The 17,692-nt window shown below is 71.2% G+C and carries 12 protein-coding genes and 2 pseudogenes; 9 read left to right on the forward strand and 5 right to left on the reverse strand.

Going from position 1 to position 17,692, the window contains the following annotated elements; genetic code table 11:
- The first annotated feature begins 87 nt into the window (after positions 1 to 87).
- Positions 88 to 1,092: a substrate-binding domain-containing protein gene (locus tag QF034_RS02040; RefSeq protein WP_307173251.1), complete on the forward strand. Its 1,005-nt coding sequence runs from the start codon at positions 88 to 90 to the stop codon at positions 1,090 to 1,092.
- 11 nt (positions 1,093 to 1,103) lie between these two features.
- Here the strand turns inward: QF034_RS02040 and QF034_RS02045 are convergent, their stop codons facing one another.
- Positions 1,104 to 2,105, reverse strand: a complete 1,002-nt coding sequence (locus tag QF034_RS02045; protein WP_307173252.1) for a LacI family DNA-binding transcriptional regulator — start codon at positions 2,103 to 2,105, stop codon at positions 1,104 to 1,106.
- 225 nt (positions 2,106 to 2,330) lie between these two features.
- Here QF034_RS02045 and QF034_RS02050 point away from each other — a divergent pair, with 225 nt between their 5' ends.
- The 4 genes from QF034_RS02050 to QF034_RS02065 are packed head-to-tail and all read left to right on the forward strand — an operon-like array spanning position 2,331 to position 6,638.
- Positions 2,331 to 3,281, forward strand: a complete 951-nt coding sequence (locus QF034_RS02050; RefSeq protein WP_307173253.1) for a TIM barrel protein — start codon at positions 2,331 to 2,333, stop codon at positions 3,279 to 3,281.
- A gap of 9 nt (positions 3,282 to 3,290) precedes the next feature.
- Positions 3,291 to 4,730 carry a sugar porter family MFS transporter gene (locus tag QF034_RS02055; protein ID WP_307173254.1) on the forward strand — a complete coding sequence of 480 codons (1,440 nt, stop codon included), beginning with the start codon at positions 3,291 to 3,293 and terminating at the stop codon, positions 4,728 to 4,730.
- 22 nt (positions 4,731 to 4,752) lie between these two features.
- Positions 4,753 to 5,772: a Gfo/Idh/MocA family protein gene (locus QF034_RS02060; RefSeq protein ID WP_307173255.1), complete on the forward strand. Its 1,020-nt coding sequence runs from the start codon at positions 4,753 to 4,755 to the stop codon at positions 5,770 to 5,772.
- Positions 5,769 to 6,638, forward strand: coding sequence for a sugar phosphate isomerase/epimerase family protein (locus QF034_RS02065; RefSeq protein ID WP_307173256.1), 870 nt, complete (start codon positions 5,769 to 5,771; stop codon positions 6,636 to 6,638). The genes QF034_RS02060 and QF034_RS02065 overlap by 4 nt, the downstream gene beginning before the upstream one ends.
- 62 nt (positions 6,639 to 6,700) lie before the next feature.
- Here the strand turns inward: QF034_RS02065 and helR are convergent, their stop codons facing one another.
- Both helR and QF034_RS02075 read right to left on the reverse strand, forming a co-directional pair.
- Positions 6,701 to 8,860 carry an RNA polymerase recycling motor ATPase HelR gene (helR, locus tag QF034_RS02070; protein ID WP_307173257.1) on the reverse strand — a complete coding sequence of 720 codons (2,160 nt, stop codon included), beginning with the start codon at positions 8,858 to 8,860 and terminating at the stop codon, positions 6,701 to 6,703.
- 153 nt (positions 8,861 to 9,013) lie between these two features.
- Entirely contained in the window at positions 9,014 to 10,474 is a 1,461-nt protein-coding gene (locus QF034_RS02075) for an aldehyde dehydrogenase family protein (RefSeq protein ID WP_307173258.1), read from the reverse strand.
- A gap of 171 nt (positions 10,475 to 10,645) precedes the next feature.
- Here QF034_RS02075 and QF034_RS02080 point away from each other — a divergent pair.
- Both QF034_RS02080 and QF034_RS02085 read left to right on the forward strand, forming a co-directional pair.
- A pseudogene (locus tag QF034_RS02080) lies at positions 10,646 to 13,064 on the forward strand (SpoIIE family protein phosphatase).
- A 114-nt stretch (positions 13,065 to 13,178) separates the two neighbouring features.
- Positions 13,179 to 14,063, forward strand: coding sequence for a Gfo/Idh/MocA family protein (locus tag QF034_RS02085; protein ID WP_307173259.1), 885 nt, complete (start codon positions 13,179 to 13,181; stop codon positions 14,061 to 14,063).
- A 49-nt stretch (positions 14,064 to 14,112) separates the two neighbouring features.
- Here the strand turns inward: QF034_RS02085 and QF034_RS02090 are convergent.
- Positions 14,113 to 14,993, reverse strand: a pseudogene (locus tag QF034_RS02090) (GNAT family N-acetyltransferase).
- 188 nt (positions 14,994 to 15,181) lie between these two features.
- Here QF034_RS02090 and QF034_RS02095 point away from each other — a divergent pair.
- Positions 15,182 to 16,003 carry a class I SAM-dependent methyltransferase gene (locus QF034_RS02095; RefSeq protein WP_307173260.1) on the forward strand — a complete coding sequence of 274 codons (822 nt, stop codon included), beginning with the start codon at positions 15,182 to 15,184 and terminating at the stop codon, positions 16,001 to 16,003.
- A 55-nt stretch (positions 16,004 to 16,058) separates the two neighbouring features.
- On the opposite strand, the gene QF034_RS02100 is transcribed toward QF034_RS02095, so the two are convergent.
- On the reverse strand, positions 16,059 to 16,820 hold the full coding sequence (locus QF034_RS02100; protein ID WP_307173261.1) for a class I SAM-dependent methyltransferase: 762 nt from the start codon (positions 16,818 to 16,820) through the stop codon (positions 16,059 to 16,061).
- A 318-nt stretch (positions 16,821 to 17,138) separates the two neighbouring features.
- Between QF034_RS02100 and QF034_RS02105 the strand changes: the two genes are divergently transcribed.
- Positions 17,139 to 17,636, forward strand: coding sequence for a PP2C family protein-serine/threonine phosphatase (locus QF034_RS02105; protein ID WP_370880759.1), 498 nt, complete (start codon positions 17,139 to 17,141; stop codon positions 17,634 to 17,636).
- Positions 17,637 to 17,692 lie beyond the last annotated feature (56 nt).

Raw genomic sequence — 17,692 nt, forward strand, 5'->3', positions numbered from 1 at the left:
CCACTAGAGCGCGCTAGTGACGCGCTCCAGTTGCCTCCCCGGACCGGGCACGGCCCGCTCTCCCCAGCACACCGAGGTGCACCCGACATGCGCAGACACCACAGATCCGCCGCCCTGACCACCGCCGTCCTCGTGGGCGCCCTGCTCGCCGCCGGCTGCTCCAGCGGCTCCGGCGGAAAGAAGTCCGAGACCGGCGACGACGCCGCCACCGCGGGCAAGGCCACCACCCCGCGGATGACCGTCGCCATGGTCACGCACGCGGCACCCGGCGACACCTTCTGGGACCTGATCCGCAAGGGCGCCCAGGCGGCGGCCGCGAAGGACAACATCAAGCTCGTCTACTCCAGCGACCCCGTCGCCGGGAACCAGGCCAACCTGGTGCAGAACGCCATCGACCAGAAGGTCGACGGCATCGCGCTCACCGCCGCCAAGCCCGACGCCATGAAGGCGGTCGTGGCCAAGGCCAAGGCGGCCGGCATCCCCGTCGTCGGCTTCAACTCCGGCCTGGACAACTGGCGGGAACTCGGCATGCTCGAGTACTTCGGCCAGGACGAGAACATCGCGGGCCAGGCCTTCGGCGCGCGCCTCAACCAGCAGGGCGCCAAGCACGCCGTCTGCGTGATCCAGGAGCAGGGCCAGGTCGCACTGGAGGCGCGCTGCGCCGGCCTGAAGAAGGGCTTCAAGGGCACGACGGAGAACCTGTACGTCAACGGCACCGACATGCCCTCCGTGAAGTCGACCCTGACGGCCAAGCTCCAGAAGGACTCCAGCATCGACCAGGTGGTCACGCTGGGCGCCCCGATCGCCATGACCGCCATACAGTCGGTCAAGGACGCCGGCAGCAAGGCCAAGGTCGCCACCTTCGACCTCAACAAGGACCTCGTCGCCGCCATCCAGGGCGGGGACATCCAGTTCGCCGTCGACCAGCAGCCCTACCTCCAGGGCTACCTCGCCGTCGACGGCCTGTGGCTCTACAGGACGAACGGCAACTTCAGCGGCGGCAGCACCGCTCCCGTGCTCACCGGGCCGGCCTTCGTCACGAAGGACAACGTCGACAGCGTCGCGGAGTTCGCCAAGAAGGGCACGCGCTAGGCGGACGCCCCCTAGAGGGTGTCCTCCCGGGCAGGCCCGCTCGTCCCCCGTACCACCAGCTTGGGATCCAGCACCGCCTCCCTCGGCGGCAGTTCCCGGTTCTCCAGCCGTTCGACGGCGAAGCGGACCGCGTGCTCGGCCATGAGGGACGCGTCCTGGCGGACGGTGGTCAGGCCGATCGGCATCAGGTGGGAGAGGTGGCTGTCGTCGTAGCCGACGACGGACAGGTCGCGCGGGACCTCGATGCCCGACCGGGTCAGGGCCATCAGCAGCCCCATGGCACAGCGGTCGTTGCCGGCGAGCACCGCCGTCGGCAGCGGCCGCCCGCTGTCGCGTTCGGCCAGCAGCAGCCGGCCGGTCTCGATACCGGACTCCTCGGTGTGCTCGCCGGGGATCACCCGCGCCCGGTCCTCCAGCCCGTGGCGCCGCATCGCTGCCCGGTAGGCACGCCGCCGCTCCGCCGAACCGGGACCGCGTCCGCCGTCGATGTGCACGATCCGGCGGTGCCCCAGCTCCACCAGGTGGTCCATGGCCTGCCGGACGCCCTTGCCCTCGGCGGAGTGCACGAAGTCGACATGGGCCTGGGGCACCCGGCGGCTGATCGAGACGGTGACCGTGCGCTGTCCGAGCTCGGCGAGGTAGGCGGGGTCGGCGTCCGGGCCGAGCAGGATCACCGCCTCGCAGCGGTGGCTGAGCAGCGCCTCGACCGCCTTGGCCTCGCTGCGGCCGTGGGTGGCGCCGGAGAGCAGGACGTCGTAACCGAGCCGCTCGGCCTCGGGGTAGATGCCGGTGATGAGGTCCGTGTGGAAGGTCTGGTGCACGGTGAACATCACGCCGAGCGTGCGGCTGCGGCCACGGGCCAGCAGCCGGGCCGCGCTGTCGGGCCGGTAACCGATCTCGTCGGCGACGCGCAGGACCCGTTCCCGGGTCTCCTGACTGGCCCCCGCCTGGTTGCGGAAGATGATCGAGACGAGCGCGCGGGACACGCCCGCCTTCTCGGCGACATCCGCCATCGTGGGCCGCTGCCTGCCCGATGCATCCACGTGTGAACCCACCCTCCGACGCCGACCACCTTACGGGGGTCCCGCCCCGGGGCCCGTACCAGGACCCGGCAATCTCCCGGCAACAACGTATTGACATGACATTTGGACAGGGGTCATCGTACTCGAACTAGAGCGCGCTAGTAGCGCGCATCAGTTTCACGCCTGTCCCCTTCCTCCCCCCGAAGGACTCTCACCATGGCAACGGTGCCAGCCCCGCTGCGTACGACCGTCGGCAACCTGTGCCTCGGCTCCGCCCCCGACTCCTGGGGAGTCTGGTTCCCCGACGACGAGCACCAGGTGTCGTACACCCGTTTCCTCGACGAGCTGGCCCAGGCCGGGTACGAGTGGCTGGAGCTCGGCCCGTACGGCTATCTCCCCACCGACCCCAAGCGGCTGAAGGCCGAACTGGACGCCCGAGGGCTGAAGGTCTCCGGCGGCACCGCGTTCGGCGCGCTGCACCGGCCCGGGGCCTGGGACGAGATGCTCGCCCATGTCCGGCAGGTCGCCGCGCTGACCGCCGCCGCCGGGGCGCACCATCTCGTCTTCATCCCGCCGATGTACCGGGACGAGAAGACGGGTGCGTTCACCGAGTCGCCCGAGCTGACCGCCGAGCAGTGGGCCGGGTTCGGCCAAGCCGCCGACCGGCTGGGCAAACTGCTGCTGGAGGAGTACGACGTACGGCTGGTCGTCCATCCGCACGCCGACAGCCACCTCCAGACGCAAGCCGAGATCGAACGGCTGCTCAACGAGTCCGACAGCCGTTACACCAACCTCTGCCTGGACACGGGCCATGTCGCCTACGGCGGCGGGGACAACCTCGATCTGATCCGCCGTTTCGGTGAGCGGGTCGGCTACGTGCACATCAAGCAGATGGACCCGGAGATCCTGGCGCAGGTCGCGGCCGAGGACCTGTCGTTCGGCGAGGCCGTGAAGCGCGGGGTGTGCGTGTCACCGCCGGCCGGGGTGCCGAAGCCGGCCGATGTGGTGGACGAACTCGCCAAGCTCGACGCCGAGTTGTTCGTGATCGTCGAGCAGGACCTGTACCCGTGTGCTCCCGAGGTGCCACTGCCGATCGCGGTCAGCACCCGTGAACACCTGGCCGGTTGCGGTCTGTCGGGTACCCGGCGCCCGAACATCGACAGGTAAGGAGCGGCCATGGACGTCAGGGACGACACGACACCGGCCCCCATCCCGCCCCCCGCCACCGCCGTCGCGGACGACGCTCCCCCGGCGGTCAGGCGGCGGCTGAGGCTGATCACGATCATCGCCACGTTCGGTGGTCTGCTCTTCGGCTACGACACCGGCGTCATCAACGGCGCCCTGCCCTACATGACCGAGGACCTCGGCCTGACCCCGGTCACCGAGGGCATGGTCACCAGCTCGCTGCTGCTGGGTGCCGCGCTGGGCGCGGTCACCGGCGGCCGGTTGTCCGACGCGCGCGGCAGGCGACGCAACATCCTGCTGCTGGCCGTGCTGTTCTTCGTCGGGGCGCTCGGCTGCACGCTCGCCCCGACGACCGAGGTGATGATCGTGGCACGCTTCGTGCTCGGTCTCGCGGTCGGCGGCGCGTCGGTGACGGTGCCGGTGTATCTCGCGGAGGTGTCGCCCGCCGAGCGGCGCGGTGCCCTCGTCACGCGCAACGAGCTGATGATCGTCAGCGGTCAGCTGCTGGCCTTCACCTCCAACGCGATCATCGCCCAGGTCGGCGGCGAGTCCGGTGGCGTGTGGCGCTGGATGCTGGTCATCGCGACGGTGCCGGCGGTGGTGCTCTGGTTCGGCATGCTGGTGATGCCGGAGAGCCCGCGCTGGCTGGCCTCCCGCAGCCGCTTCGGGGAGGCCCTCGACGTCCTCAAGCAGGTGCGCTCCCGGGCCCGGGCCGAGGCCGAGCTGAAGGAGGTGTCCGCGCTCGCCGTCAAGGACGAGCAGGCCAAGCTCGGCGGCTGGCAGGACATGAAGAGCACGCCGTGGGTGCGCAAGCTGATGTTCGTCGGGTTCGGCATCGCGATCGTGCAGCAGATCACCGGCGTCAACACGATCATGTACTACGGCACGCAGATCCTCACCGACGCCGGTTTCGCCGCCGACAGCGCGCTGACGGCGAACATCGCCAACGGTGTGATCTCGGTGCTGGCCACCTTCGTCGGCATCTGGCTGCTGGGCCGGGTACCGCGCCGCCCGATGCTGATGACCGGCCAGGCCGGCACGACCGCCGCGCTGTTGCTCATCGGCGTCTTTTCCCTGGCCCTGCCCTCGGGTGACGCACGGGCGTTCGCGGTGCTCGCCATGACGGTCACCTTCCTCGCCTTCCAGCAGGGCGCGATCTCCCCGGTGACCTGGCTGATGCTGTCGGAGATCTTCCCGATGCGGATGCGCGGCTTCGGCATGGGGATCGCGGCCGTGGTGCTGTGGCTGACCAACTTCGTGATCGGGCTGGTCTTCCCGTCCCTGGTCTCCGGGATCGGGATCTCCAACACCTTCTTCCTGTTCGTGGTGGCGGGCCTGCTGTCGCTCGCCTTCGTCAAGCGCTACGTCCCCGAGACCAAGGGCCGCACCCTCGAAACCCTCGAAGCCGAACTCCGCACCCGCTTCTCCTGACCCTCCCTTCGAAGGAACGACCATGACCGTACGTGTAGGCGTCATCGGCGCCGGAATGATCGGCCAGGACCACATCCGGCGGCTCACCGAGGTCGTCACCGGGGCCGCCGTCACGGCCGTGACCGACATCGACGCCGAGCGCGCCGCCGAGGTGGCGGCCCAGGTGGGGGCCACCGCGCTGCCCACGGGAGCGGAGCTGATCGCCTCCCCCGACGTGGACGCCGTCCTCGTCACCTCCTGGGGACCCACCCACGCCGAGCACGTCCTGGACGCGATCGCGGCCGGCAAGCCGGTGTTCTGCGAGAAACCGCTGGCCACGACCGCCGAGGACTGTCTGCGGATCGTCGAGGCCGAGCGGGCGCACGGCCGCCGCCTGGTGCAGGTCGGCTTCATGCGCCGCTTCGACGCCGGCTACCGCCAGATGAAGGAGGTCCTGTCGACCGGCTCGCTCGGGGCCCCGCTGATCGTGCACTGCGCCCACCGCAACCCGACGGTGCCCGAGTCGTACCACTCCGCCATGGCCGCCCAGGACACGGCCGTGCACGAGATCGACGTGCTGCGCTGGCTGCTCGACGACGAGATCGTCTCCGCGCAGGTGGTCACCCCGCGCCCGACGAGCAAGCGGTTCGCGCACCTGAAGGACCCGCAGATCATGGTCTTCGAGACCGCCGAGGGCGTCCGTATCGACCTGGAGGTCTTCGTCAACTGCCAGTACGGCTACGACATCCAGTGCGAGGTCGTCGGCGAGGACGGCCTGGTCCGGCTGCCCGACCCGGCGGCCGTCGGGATCCGCACCGCGGCCCGGCACGGCATGGGTGTGCTCCAGGACTGGAAGGACCGGTTCGCGGAGGCCTTCGACACCGAGTTCCGCGAGTGGGTCGCCTCGGTGGCCGCCGGCGCCGAGCCCACCGGCCCGTCCTCCTGGGACGGCTACGCCGCCACCGTCATCACCGACGCCGCCGTCCGGTCCCTGGAGACCGGCGGCGAGAGCGTCACCACCGACATGAAGCCCCGCCCCGCGTTCTACGGAGGGACCGCGTGAAGATCGCCCTCGACCCCTATATGTTCCGCGCCCTGCCGATCGACGACATGGTGCGTACGGTGGCCGAACTCGGCTACGAGTACATCGAGTTGTCGCCGCGTGCGGACTTCATGCCGTTCTTCCTGCATCCGCGTGCGGACGACGCGCGGGTGGCGGAGCTGAAGCAGTCGCTACGCCGGCACGGCGTGCAGCTCTCCTCGGTGCTGCCGCTGTACAAGTGGTCCTCGCCGGACGAGACCGAGCGGCAGGCCGCCGTCCGCTACTGGAAGCGGATGATCGAGATCACCGTCGAGCTCGAATGCCCGCTGATGAATTCGGAGTTCAACGGCCGCCCCGAGCGCGCCGCCGAGAGCGAGGCCGCCTTCTGGCGTTCGCTGGAGGAGTTGCTGCCGGTGTTCGAGCGCGAAGGCATCGCTCTGAACCTGGAGGCGCACCCGGACGACTTCTGCGAGGAGAACACGCCCGCCGTCGATCTCGTCCGCGCGATCAACAAGCCGTGGGTGAACTACCTCTACTGCGCCCCGCACTCCTTCCACCTCTCCGGGGCTTCCGAGGTCGGCGCCGACATCGCGGCGATGATGCGCTACGCCGGTGACAAGCTCCAGCACGTGCACATCGCGGACTCCTTCAACCACAAGGGCTCGTCCGGCCTGCGCTACATCCTCAACCCGCCGGGCACCCCGGCCCGCATCCACCAGCACCTGGACATCGGCCAGGGCGAGGTCGACTGGGACGCCTTCTTCGGCACGCTGCGCGAGCTGGGCTTCGACGGTGTCGCCACGTCGTGTGTCTTCGCCTGGGAGGAGCGGGCCCGGGAGTCGTCGGCGTTCATGCTGGACCGCATCCGCAAGGAGCTCGCCGCCTAGGCGGCGTCCTTGAACCTCCGGCCGGGGCCCCCACTGCGGGAGGGCCCCGGCCGGAGCCCGTGTCAGGAGCTCGTGAGGACGACGAGCTGCTGGGTCGCCCGGGTCATCGCGACATAGTGGTCGACCGCCCCTTCGATGCCCGTGCCGAAGTCCTGCGGGTCGACGAGGACGACCAGGTCGAACTCCAGCCCCTTCGACAGCTCCGGGGTCAGCGACCGGACGCGGGAGGACGCCGGGCGGAACGTGGGATCGCCGATGACACACGCGATCCCGTCGGCGTGCGCGGCCAGCCAGGTGTCGAGGACCGAGCTCAGCTCCGAGACCGGCCCGTACTCGACCGGAACACCACCGCTGCGGATCGACGTCGGCACGTTGGCGTCCGGCAGCGCCGCCCGGATGACCGGCTCGGCCTCCGCCATGATCTCCGCCGGTGTCCGGTAGTTGATGCTCAGTGAGGCCAGGTCGACCCGGTCGAACCCGACCCGCTCCAGCCGTTCCCGCCACGACTCCGTGAACCCGTGCCGGGCCTGGGCCCGGTCCCCGACGATGGTGAAGCTGCGGGACGGGCAGCGCAGCAGCAGCATCTGCCACTCCGCGTCGGTCAGTTCCTGGGCTTCGTCCACGACGATGTGCACGAACGGTCCGGCGAGCCGGTCCGGGTCGGCGGTGGGCAGGGCGCTCTCGTCGACCAGGGAGTTGCGCATGTCCTGCCCGTGCAGCATGACCAGCACGCCTTCGCCGTCGTCGTAGCTGTGGGCCTGAAGCAGGTCGTCGATGACGTCGGCCATCCGCTCGCGCTGAGCGGCGACGGCGGCCTCCCTCCGGCGCTCGCGCCGGGACGTCTCCGGGTCGCCGAGCCGCTGCCGGGCCGCGTCCAGCAGCGGCAGGTCGGACACCGTCCAGGCCTGGGGCTGCGCGCGTTGCAGCGTGCGCACCTCGTCACGGCTGAGCCAGGGAGCGCACATCCGAAGGTAGGCCGGTACCGACCAGAGGTCCCCGACGAGGTCGGTCGCCTCCAGGACGGGCCAGGCCCGGTTGAAGGCCGTGAGCAACTCCCGGTCCTGTGCCAGCGACTTGCGCAGCAGGGCCTCGGAGACCTCACCCTCGTGCTTGTCCACCAGGATCGTCAGCAGTTCCTCCCAGACCTGGTCGCGGGCCTCGTTGTGCGGCGTGCCGGGTTCCGCCGCGTCGAACGCCACCGCCCAGTCGGCGGCGCTCAGGCGGATGTCGGACCAGTGGGTCGTGACCGTCATGGCGTCGGTGGGCGGTTCCTCGTAGAACCGGACGGCCTTCTCGATCGCGCGCACCATGTCCGCGGACGACTTCAGCCGGGCCACGTCCGGGTCGGTCTCCTCCTCCGCCACCGCCCCCTCGTCGACGAGGTCCCGCAGGATGCAGGTCTGCACGCCCTCCTCGCCGAGGCTGGGCAGGACGTCGGAGACGTAGGACAGGTAGGGCCGGTGCGGGCCGACGAACAGCACGCCGCCCCGGCGGTGCTGCCCGAGGCGCGGGTCGGAGTAGAGGAGGTACGCGGAGCGGTGCAGAGCGACGACGGTCTTGCCGGTGCCCGGCCCGCCGTCGACGACGAGGGCACCGCGCGAACCGGCGCGGATGATGGCGTCCTGGTCGGACTGGATGGTGCCGAGCACGTCCCGCATCCGGGGCGAGCGGTTGGTGCCCAGGCTCGCGATGAAGGCGGACTGGTCGTCGAGCGCGGCGTGCCCGTCGAAGGCGTCGGCGGTGAACACCTCGTCCCAGTAGTCGCTGACCCGGCCGCCGGTCCAGCGGTACCGGCGACGGCTGGCGAGCCCCATCGGGTTGGCATGGGTGGCCCCGAAGAACGGCTCGGCCGCGGGGGATCGCCAGTCGACCAGCAGACGGCGCCCCTCACGGTCCGTGAGGCCGAGCCGTCCCACGTACACGGGCTCGGAGCCGTCGGTGGCGACCATGTGTCCGAGGCACAGGTCGAGTCCGAAGCGGCGCAGCGCGCGCAGGCGGGCGGTGAGCCGGTAGATCTCGGCGTCCCGGTCCATGGCCTGCCGCCCCTTGCCGCCGGGGGCCTTGCGCTCGGCTTCGAGACGCCCGGACAGTTCGGCGATCGACTGCTCCAGGCAGTCGGCGACGGCGGCGAAGTGCCGCTCGTCCCCGGCGATCAGCGCCGGGTCGGCTTTGTGTGAGAGGCGGTCGGGAAGGTCGAACGCGCTCGTGGTCAGGGGGGTCACGTCATGCTCCCGTTTCCGCAGGTCCTGGGCCTAGGCGGGACAGTTTGCGGGAGACATGGGGCCTTGCCGCAAGACCCCCTGTGTGTTATAGCTTGAGAGTGGCAAGGAGAGGACTCCTTGCCTTTCTTGTTTCGGCCCGCCGTTCGTGCGAGGTCACACCGGTCCGGGTGCCGTCATCCAGCGCCACTGGGTGAACTCCTCCAGACTGGCCGTGCCGCCGATGCGGGAGCCGTTGCCGGAGATGCCCATGCCTCCGAAGGGGGCGTTCGCGGCGTCCTTGGCGGAGACGTCGTTGATGTGGACCATGCCGGTGCGCAGTCGCCCGGCGACAGCGGTCGCCCTCGGTACGGAGCCGGAGTGCACGGCGGCCGTCAGGCCGTAGGCGGTGTCGTTGGCGATCGCGACGGCCTCCGCCTCGCTGTGAAAGGGAATGACAGGAGCGACGGGACCGAAGATCTCCTCGGTGAACGCGGGCATGGCCCGGTCGACGCGGTCCAGGACGGTGGGCGGGTAGAAGAGTCCGTCGCGTCGCCCGCCCGTGAGCACCCGCGCCCCACCGGCCACGCTCTCGTCGACGATGCGCTCGATCCTGGTGGCCAGCCGCTCGCTGATGATCGGCCCGATACCGACGCCGTCCAAGCGGGGGTCACCGACGCGCAGGGCCCGCGCGTGCGCGATCAGGGCGTCGGTGTACGCCTCGACCAGATCGGCATGGATCAGGTGGCGGCCGGCGGCGACGCACGCCTGTCCCTGGTATCCGAAGCTGCTCACGGCTCCGGCCAAGGCGGCCGCGTCCACATCGGCGTCCTCGAGCACGACGAGCGAGTTCTTGCCGCCGAGCTCCAGGACGACCCGTTTCAGCCCCTCCCCCGCCACGCGGGCCACGACGCGTCCGACCTCGGCGGAACCGGTGAACGCCACCATGGCGACATGAGGATCCGCCGCGACCGCCTGCCCGGTCTGCGCGCCGCCCGGCAGGACGTGCAGCACCCCGTCGGGCAGTCCGGCGTCCTCGAACAGCTGCGCGACGAGGACGCCCCCGGACACCGGAGTGAGGGGGTCGGGCTTGAGCAGCACGGTGTTGCCCAGCGCCAGTGCGGGCGCCAGCGCGCGCACCGCGAACAGGAGCGGCGCGTTCCATGGGTTGATGACGCCGACGACGCCGAGGGGCACCCGCCACGCCAGACTCGTTCCACCGGGGGTCTGCGGGGCCAGGACCTCGCCCCTGGGCAGGGACGCGAGTCCCACGGCGTGCGTCAGCTGGGCGAGGGCGGCGGTGATCTCGTAGTCGCCCTTGGCGGGGACGCCGGCCGACTCGCGGACGATCCAGTCGCGGAACGTGGCGCTGTGTTCCCGCAGCGCGGAGGATGCGCGCAGCAGCACCTCGATACGCTCGGAAGGAGCCGCCGCGGCCCAGTCTCCGGCGGCCTGGGCGGCCCGTGCGCCGGCCCGTGCGACGTCCGCGGGGGAGGCGACGCCGACCTCGGCCAGCGCATGTCCCGTGGCCGGTTCGATCACCTGGCGTGTGCCGCCGTCGGATGCGCGCCAGCCCGAGCTGTAGATCTTCCCGGCCCACTCGGCCTGGTCCGGCCACCTCTTGCCGTTGCCCGTCATGGGTGCCGCCCTCCGCCCGGGTCGGTGCCGCCGTCCTGACATGAGGACCGATACACGCCTGTCTGTCACTCTTGTTGTCTAGTGTCGTAATAGTGAAGGTGCGACGCACCTCGGGTTCAGGGCGCTCCTGGGCACCAGGCCACCAAGGCGGGATCGAGGGCAGATGACGTCATGATCGGATCCGCGTCCGCCTCGGACGACGGCCCGAGCGCTTGGCCGCAGGAACGTGTCGACGGTGCGGCCACCGCCAGGGTCGTCGTCAATGACCTCGGCATCGTGACCGCGTGGAACGAAGGGGCACGGCGGCTGCTCGGTTACCGAGCCGCCGAGGTGGTCGGCCGGAAGGCGGCCGTGCTTCTCGGGGACGCCGCTCCGACCCACGCGTTGCCCTCGCTGACCGGCCTGCGCAGGTGGAGCGGCACGGCCACGCTGCTGCACCGGGACGGCCACCGCGTCACCCTCGGGCTGCTGGCCCATCACCGGGAGACCGTCGGGGACGACTGGCTGCTGGTGTCACCCGTGGCCAGACCGGCACCTACGCCTGAGGACGACGCGTTCGTGCGGCGTAGTTTCGCCCAGGCTCCCTACGCCATGGCGCTGTACGACACCGGACTGCGGCTGCGGTGGGCGAACGCCGACATGGAACGTGTGATGGGCCTGTCCGAGCAGGAGATGCGCGGCCTGCGGGTGACGGAGATCGTCCTCGACCCGGAGAGCGAACGGGCCGAGGAGGGCATGCGAACCGCGCTGGAGACCGGTTGTCTCCACGAGCTCGGAGCCGCGCTGCACCTGGCCGGCCATGAGCGGGAGAGCGTGTGGTCGGTGTCGCTCGTCCCTGTGCGGGGCTCCGACGGTCGGCTCGAAGGTGTCCTGCTGTCGGCGCACGACGTGACGGAGCAGCACCTCGCACGGCAGCGACTGGTCCTGGTCAACGACGCCAGCCTGCGGATCGGCAGCACCCTCGACCTGCCCCGTACCGCTCAGGAACTCGCCGACGTGGCCGTCCCGCGGTTCGCGGACTTCGTCACGGTCGATCTCCTGCCGTCGATCGAGGGAGGCGAGGATCCGCCGCAGGGTTCTCCGCACGGTCCGGTGATGCTGCGCCGGGTCGCCTTTCAGTCGGTTCTGGAGGGCTGCCCCGAAGCCGTGGTGCGGCCCGGGACGGTGGCCGCCTACCCGGAGGGTTCCACCGCGGCGGAGTGCCTGACCGCGGAGCGGCCACTCATCGAGCACATCACGCCCGCCGCGCTGGAGGATCTGGACCGGACGGCCCCGGACCGGGCCGAACGCATGCGGCCACTTCGGGTTCCACTCCGTGCTGGCGGTACCCATGCGTGCGCGTGGCCTCACCCTGGGCGTGGCCACGTTCTCCCGCCATCGCCGGCCCCAGGGTTTCCAGCAGGACGACCTGCTGCTGGCTCAGGAGATCACCGCTCGCGCCGCCGTGTGCATCGACAACGCCCGGCGGTACACACGCGAGCGCGACACCTCCCTCACGTTGCAGAGCAGCCTGCTGCCGCAGCGTCTCCCCGAGCAGGCGGCTCTCGATGTCGCCTCCCGTTATCTGCCCGCCAGCACCCGGGCCGGTGTCGGCGGCGACTGGTTCGACGTCATCCCGCTCTCCGGCGCCCGGGTCGCCCTGGTCGTCGGTGACGTCGTGGGTCACGGCATCCAGGCCTCGGCGACCATGGGACGGCTGCGCACCGCCGTCCGCACGCTGGCCGATGTCGACCTTCCCCCCGACGAGTTGCTGACCCACCTCGACGACCTGGTCAACCATGCTGCCGGCGGCGACACCACGGCCCCGCTCGGCGGTGACATCGGCGCCACCTGTCTGTACGCCGTCTACGACCCCGTCTCGCGCCACTGCACGATCGCCCGCGCCGGCCACCCAGGGCCGGCCCTTGTGGCACCTGACGGCACGGTCGAGTTCCTCGACGTTCCGGCGGGCCCGCCCCTCGGCCTGGGCGGCCTGCCCTTCGAGTCGACCGAGCTGGAACTGGCCGAGGGCAGCCTCCTCGTCCTCTTCACGGACGGGCTCGTCGAGGTCCGCGGCCGTGACATCGACGAGGGGATCGCCGCCATGCGCGAGGTGCTGCGGCGACCGGCTCACGATCTGGAGGCCGTGTGCGACGCCCTGTTGCGCACCCTGCTCGGGGACCGCCCCTCCGATGACGTGGCGCTCCTCGTGGCCCGCACCCGAGCCCTCGACGCCTCCCACGTGGCGACCTGGCGGGTGCCGCCGGACCCCGCCGCGGTCGCCGAGGTGCGCAAGGCCGCTTGCCTGCAACTGTCCGAGTGGGGCTTGGACGACGCCGTGTTCGTGACCGAGCTGGTCGTCAGCGAGCTGGTCACCAACGCCATCCGGTACGGCCGGTCTCCGATCGAGCTCAGACTGATCTACGACCGCACCCTCATCTGTGAGGTGTCCGACGGCAGCAGTACCGCGCCCCATCTGCGCCGGGCCCATACCTTCGACGAAGGCGGACGCGGGTTGCTGCTCGTCGCTCAGCTCACCCAGGGCTGGGGATCCCGCCAGGTGACCAACGGCAAGACCATTTGGGCTGAGCAGTCGCTTCCCGGCGACTGAGGTGCGCAGGGCGCCTGGACTCCCCTGCGACCGGTTCCGTATGACACGCTCTTCGGCGAGCGGGCGGCCGGGGCACGGCCGTCGGCTGTCACGGCACCGTGGAGAGGCGGCGGCATGCGCATAGGACTGCTCGGCACCGGCCCATGGGCGCAGATGGCCCACGCACCCGCCCTCAGCGGGCACGACGGGCTCGACTTCGCCGGAGTGTGGGGGCGCCGTCCCGAGGCGACGAAGGAACTGGCGGAGCGGCACGGTGTCCGGGCCTACGACGACGTGGAGGCGCTGTTCGCCGACGTGGACGCGGTCGCCGTGGCCCTGCCTCCAAAGGTGCAGGCCGACCTCGCCGCGCGGGCGGCGCGGGCCGGGTGTCACCTGCTGCTCGACAAGCCGCTGGCGGTGACGGTGGAGCAGGGCCGGGCGGTGGTCGAGGCCGTCGAGGAGGCGGGGGTCGCCTCCGTCGTGTTCTTCACGACCCGCTTCCAGCCCGAGCCGGCGGCGTGGATCACCGAGCAGGCGGCGGTGCCGGGCTGGTTCACGGGGCGGGCGCAGTGGCTCGGGGCGGTGTTCAGCAGCGAAAGCCCCTTCGCGACGCCGTGGCGGCGGGAGAAGGGCGCCCTGTGGGACGTCGGGCCGCACGCCCTGTCCGTCCTGCTGCCGGTGCTCGGCGATGTGCGACGCGTGACGGCGGCGGCGTACGGCCCCGGCGACACGGCCCATGTCGTCCTCGACCACACCGGCGGCGCGTCGAGCACCCTCACCCTGAGCCTGACGGCACCGCCCGCCGCGTCCGGTGCCGCCGTGGAACTCCTCGGGGAGACCGGGGTCGCGGTCCTGCCGGAGAGCTCCGACGGAGCGGTCCCTCCGTTGATGCGGGCCGCGGACGCCCTGCGCGCCGCCGCCCGGACCGGACGCCCGCACGCCTGCGACGCGGCGTTCGGCCTGCGGGTGACCGAGATTCTCACGGCGGCCGAGGACCTGCTGAACGGCGGCGCGCGCTAGGGGGCGTTGCACGGTGGCGGCCAGGGAGCGGCCGGCAGCGGAACGGTTCCTACGCCGGTGCGAGGTTGAGGCGTTCCCTGACGACCGGGAAACCGGCCTTGGTGAAGTTCGCGGCCATGGGGAAGTTGCCCTGGTCCGTGGCGGCCGCGATGAACTCGGCGCCCTGCCCGACCAGGAAGTGGGTGCACTCGGCCAAGAGGTCGTAGGCGTAGCCGTGGCCCCGCTGTTCGGGCAGGACTCCGATGAAGCCGATGCACGGGCCCGACGGGTTGTGGGCCGGGATGTGGATGCCGACCGGTTCGCCCTGTGGTGTGTGCGCGACCTGCCACCACTCGCGGGGCGAGGGGCACCAGCGGAAGAAGTCGAGTTCCTCCTGGGCCGCCCGGTCGAGTCCGCCCTGCTCGATGGCCTTCAGCGCATGGGCGTCCAGCGTGACGGAGTGGATGCGGCGCAGCGCGTCGAAGAACACGGCGTCGTCCGGTTCGGCACGGAACACCAGACGCCCGGGCCGCTCGGGCGGTCCGGGGTCCACCGGTACAACAGGCGTTCCACCAGGAGGTCGTAGCCGGCCTTCCGTGCGGCGGTGACACGGGCCTCGGCCGCGCTGCGCAGGGCCGGGTCGTCGCACCAGCCCGCGGGCAGGTTCAGTTCCAGTTCCACCTGCCAGGGGGCGGAGCGCAGGAGGACGGCGCCCGCTTCCTCCTCGCCGTCCGTCACGTCGAACCAGTTGAGGTTGACGGGCTCGGTGTCGTCGGGGCCGCCCCACCAGGCGCCGCGGGCCACGACCCTGCCGTCGCGCAGGACCACCCGCTTCCAGTCGGGGCGATGCCGGGTCAGCCGGTGGGCCTCGCGGGCGCCCAGCGGATCGGGCAGGGTGTCGAAGAGATCGGCGTCGGTCGCGTCGAGCGCGCGGACGACCACATCGGTCACGGAATTCCTCCGGGATGCGTGGTGGGCGAGGGACCGTCCAACGCGCTTTCCGACGCGCCCTCAAGTGGCCCCCAAGAGCCGGTCAAGCGATCAATGATGTCCCCAAGTGGCGTCTTCAGCAAGGGACATCGGCCTGCTTGCGTCCGGCCACGTTCCTGGACCGGGCCGCCCCATGTCATGGTGGTCGCGTGGACAGTCAGGTGAGGTTCGACCCCGGCCTCTACCAGGGGACGGGCGGATACTACGAGCAGTTTCGGCTCCCCTACCCCGACGCGATGATCGCCGACCTCGCGCGCCGGGCCGCCCCCTCAGGGCGCGGACGCCTGCTGGATCTGGCGTGCGGCACCGGCCAACTCGCCTTCCCCCTGCGCGACCGGTTCACGGACGTTCGGGCCGTGGACGCCGAACCGGGCATGACCGAGGTGGTCCGCGCCAAGGCAGACGCCGTCGGCGCAGCCCACGTCCGGGCGGTCACCGCCCGTGCCGAAGATCTCGATGCCGAGCCGGGCGGCTTCGAGCTGATCGTCATCGGCAATGCCTTTCACCGGCTGAACCGCTCCCTGGTGGCCCAGCGCGCCTGCACCTGGCTCAAGCCCGGCGGCTGCCTCGCGTTGTGCTGGTCGACCTCGCCGTGGGCCGGGCCCCGGGACTGGCAGCAGGCGCTCGGCAGGCTGCTGCGCTCGTGGCAGAACACCCTCGGCGCGTCCGGTCGCGTCCCGCCCGGTTGGGACCGAGCGCGGCAGCAGGACCCAGACCACGAAGTACTGTCCCGTGCCGGGTTCGACGTCGCCGGACGCCACGAGTTCTCGGTCGAGCACCACTGGACGATTCCCGAACTCGCCGGCCACATCCGGTCCACCTCGTTCCTACCGCCCTCAGTGCTCGCCGATCATGCCTCCGCGTTCGACGCCGACCTCATGGCCGAACTCGGCCGCCATACGGTCAACGACCGCCTCACCGAAACGGTCGACTTCGCCTACGAACTGGCTCGCACGTCAGCTCCCGCGTGACTGCCGGGACATGCATGGGTCACCGCGCCGAGGCGCTGCCCGGGACAAGGCCGGCTCAGCCTGCCAGCCGGGCTTTCCAGATTTCCTCGCTGGGCCATTGCCGGGCCCAGTCGGCGGAAACTTCGCTGTAGTCCCGCGCAGTCCGGGGTGCCTGGACCTCAATGAGGTCTTCGACGACGAAGCCGCAGTCCCGCAGCAGACGGAGCATCTCACCGTGCGGCAGGACGAACTCCACGTGATTCCCCCAGTCCAGCCGCGTCAGGCCGAATTGGCCGCGGGACAAAGTGGTGGATGCCGGTCCCTCGGGCGGTACACACAGCGCGAACAGCGGTGAGTAGCGCGAGAACACCAGCCGGCCTCCAGGAACGAGAAGCCGGGCTGCCTCCGGGATCCACTGGTAAGGGTCGCACCACAGCGAGGCGCCGTACTCGCTGATCGCCAGGCCGAACGTGTTGTCCTCGTAGGGCACCTTCTCGGCATCGCCCAGGACAAGGGGGAAGTCGATACCGAACTCCGCCTGCATCGCGCGAGCAGTGGCGAGCTGCTTCTCCGAGAGGTCGATCCCGACCGGGTGGGCTCCTGCTCTGGCCAGCCAAGCGGAAACGTAGGCAGTACCGCAGCCCAACTCGATGGTGCGCATCCCGTCGATGCCGTCGGGAAGCAGGGAAACCTGCGACTCAGGGGTGGCCCATAATCCCCAGGACGGTTCCTCCTGCGCCCAGTGGTCACGGGCGAGCGGCCCGTGCCACGCAGCCGCCTCGTCATTCCAGAAGCGCCGGTTCTGCTCCACATGGTCCGCCGGGCCGTCATGAGTCATGGAGGCATTGCATCGAGGCTGCTGCTGTTCCGGCAACGGATTTTCCTCCTGTGCGGTCGGAGCACCAGCGGGCGCGGGCCCGGAGTGCGGCGCCGGGTGGGGCGTAGCAGCGTGGTGGTGTGAGTGGTGCACGCGCCCGGCTGCCGCGCCGGGACAGGGGCCGTGGCCGGGACGGGACCCCGGGCCGGGACATCGGCCTGGCGGGCGTCTGCACGGCTGAGCTGATCAGTCCGGAGCCGCTCGACATCGGCTTCCTGCTGGGTGCGATCCCGCCGCTGGCCGTGGTGCCGCCGCTGCCGGAGCGGGTCGGGCCAGGCGGTGCTGGACCAGCCGGATCCGGAGGCGGTGGCGGCCCGGCTCGACCGGAGGCTGGTGGTGGACTCCGCGGGCGAGCCGCACGCCGAGCTGTTCGCGACGGCGGTGCTGCTGGACTTCTCCGCCGACGCGAGTGTGGTGCGGATCGTGGCGTGCGGGCAGTCCGGGCCCTTGTTGCTGCGGGGCGGGCGGGTCGTCGAGCTGGGCGTCGAGCCGTGCACGCCGCTGGGGCTGGGCCTCGCCGAGGCCACTGGGCCGAAGGTCGTCCCGGTGCGGCTGCGGGCCGGTGACCGGCTGTTCCTCGCGTCCGACGGTGTCACCGAGGCCAGGGACGCGGGCGGGGTCTTCTATCCTCTCGCCGAGCGGCTGCCGGGCCTCGCCGACGGGGATCCGGTGGCGCCGGCGGAGCGGGTGTGGACCGACCTCGTCCGGTACTGCCCGGATGTGCGGGACGACGTCACGATGCTCGTGCTCGCGCCCCGTGCGCGGGAGGGGCCCTGACGGCGGCGGGCGGGGCTTGCGTCGCACGGTCGGCGGGGTTCCGGTGCCCGGGGGCG

This window comes from Streptomyces africanus, from assembly GCF_030816955.1.
GTDB lineage: Bacteria > Actinomycetota > Actinomycetes > Streptomycetales > Streptomycetaceae > Streptomyces > Streptomyces africanus.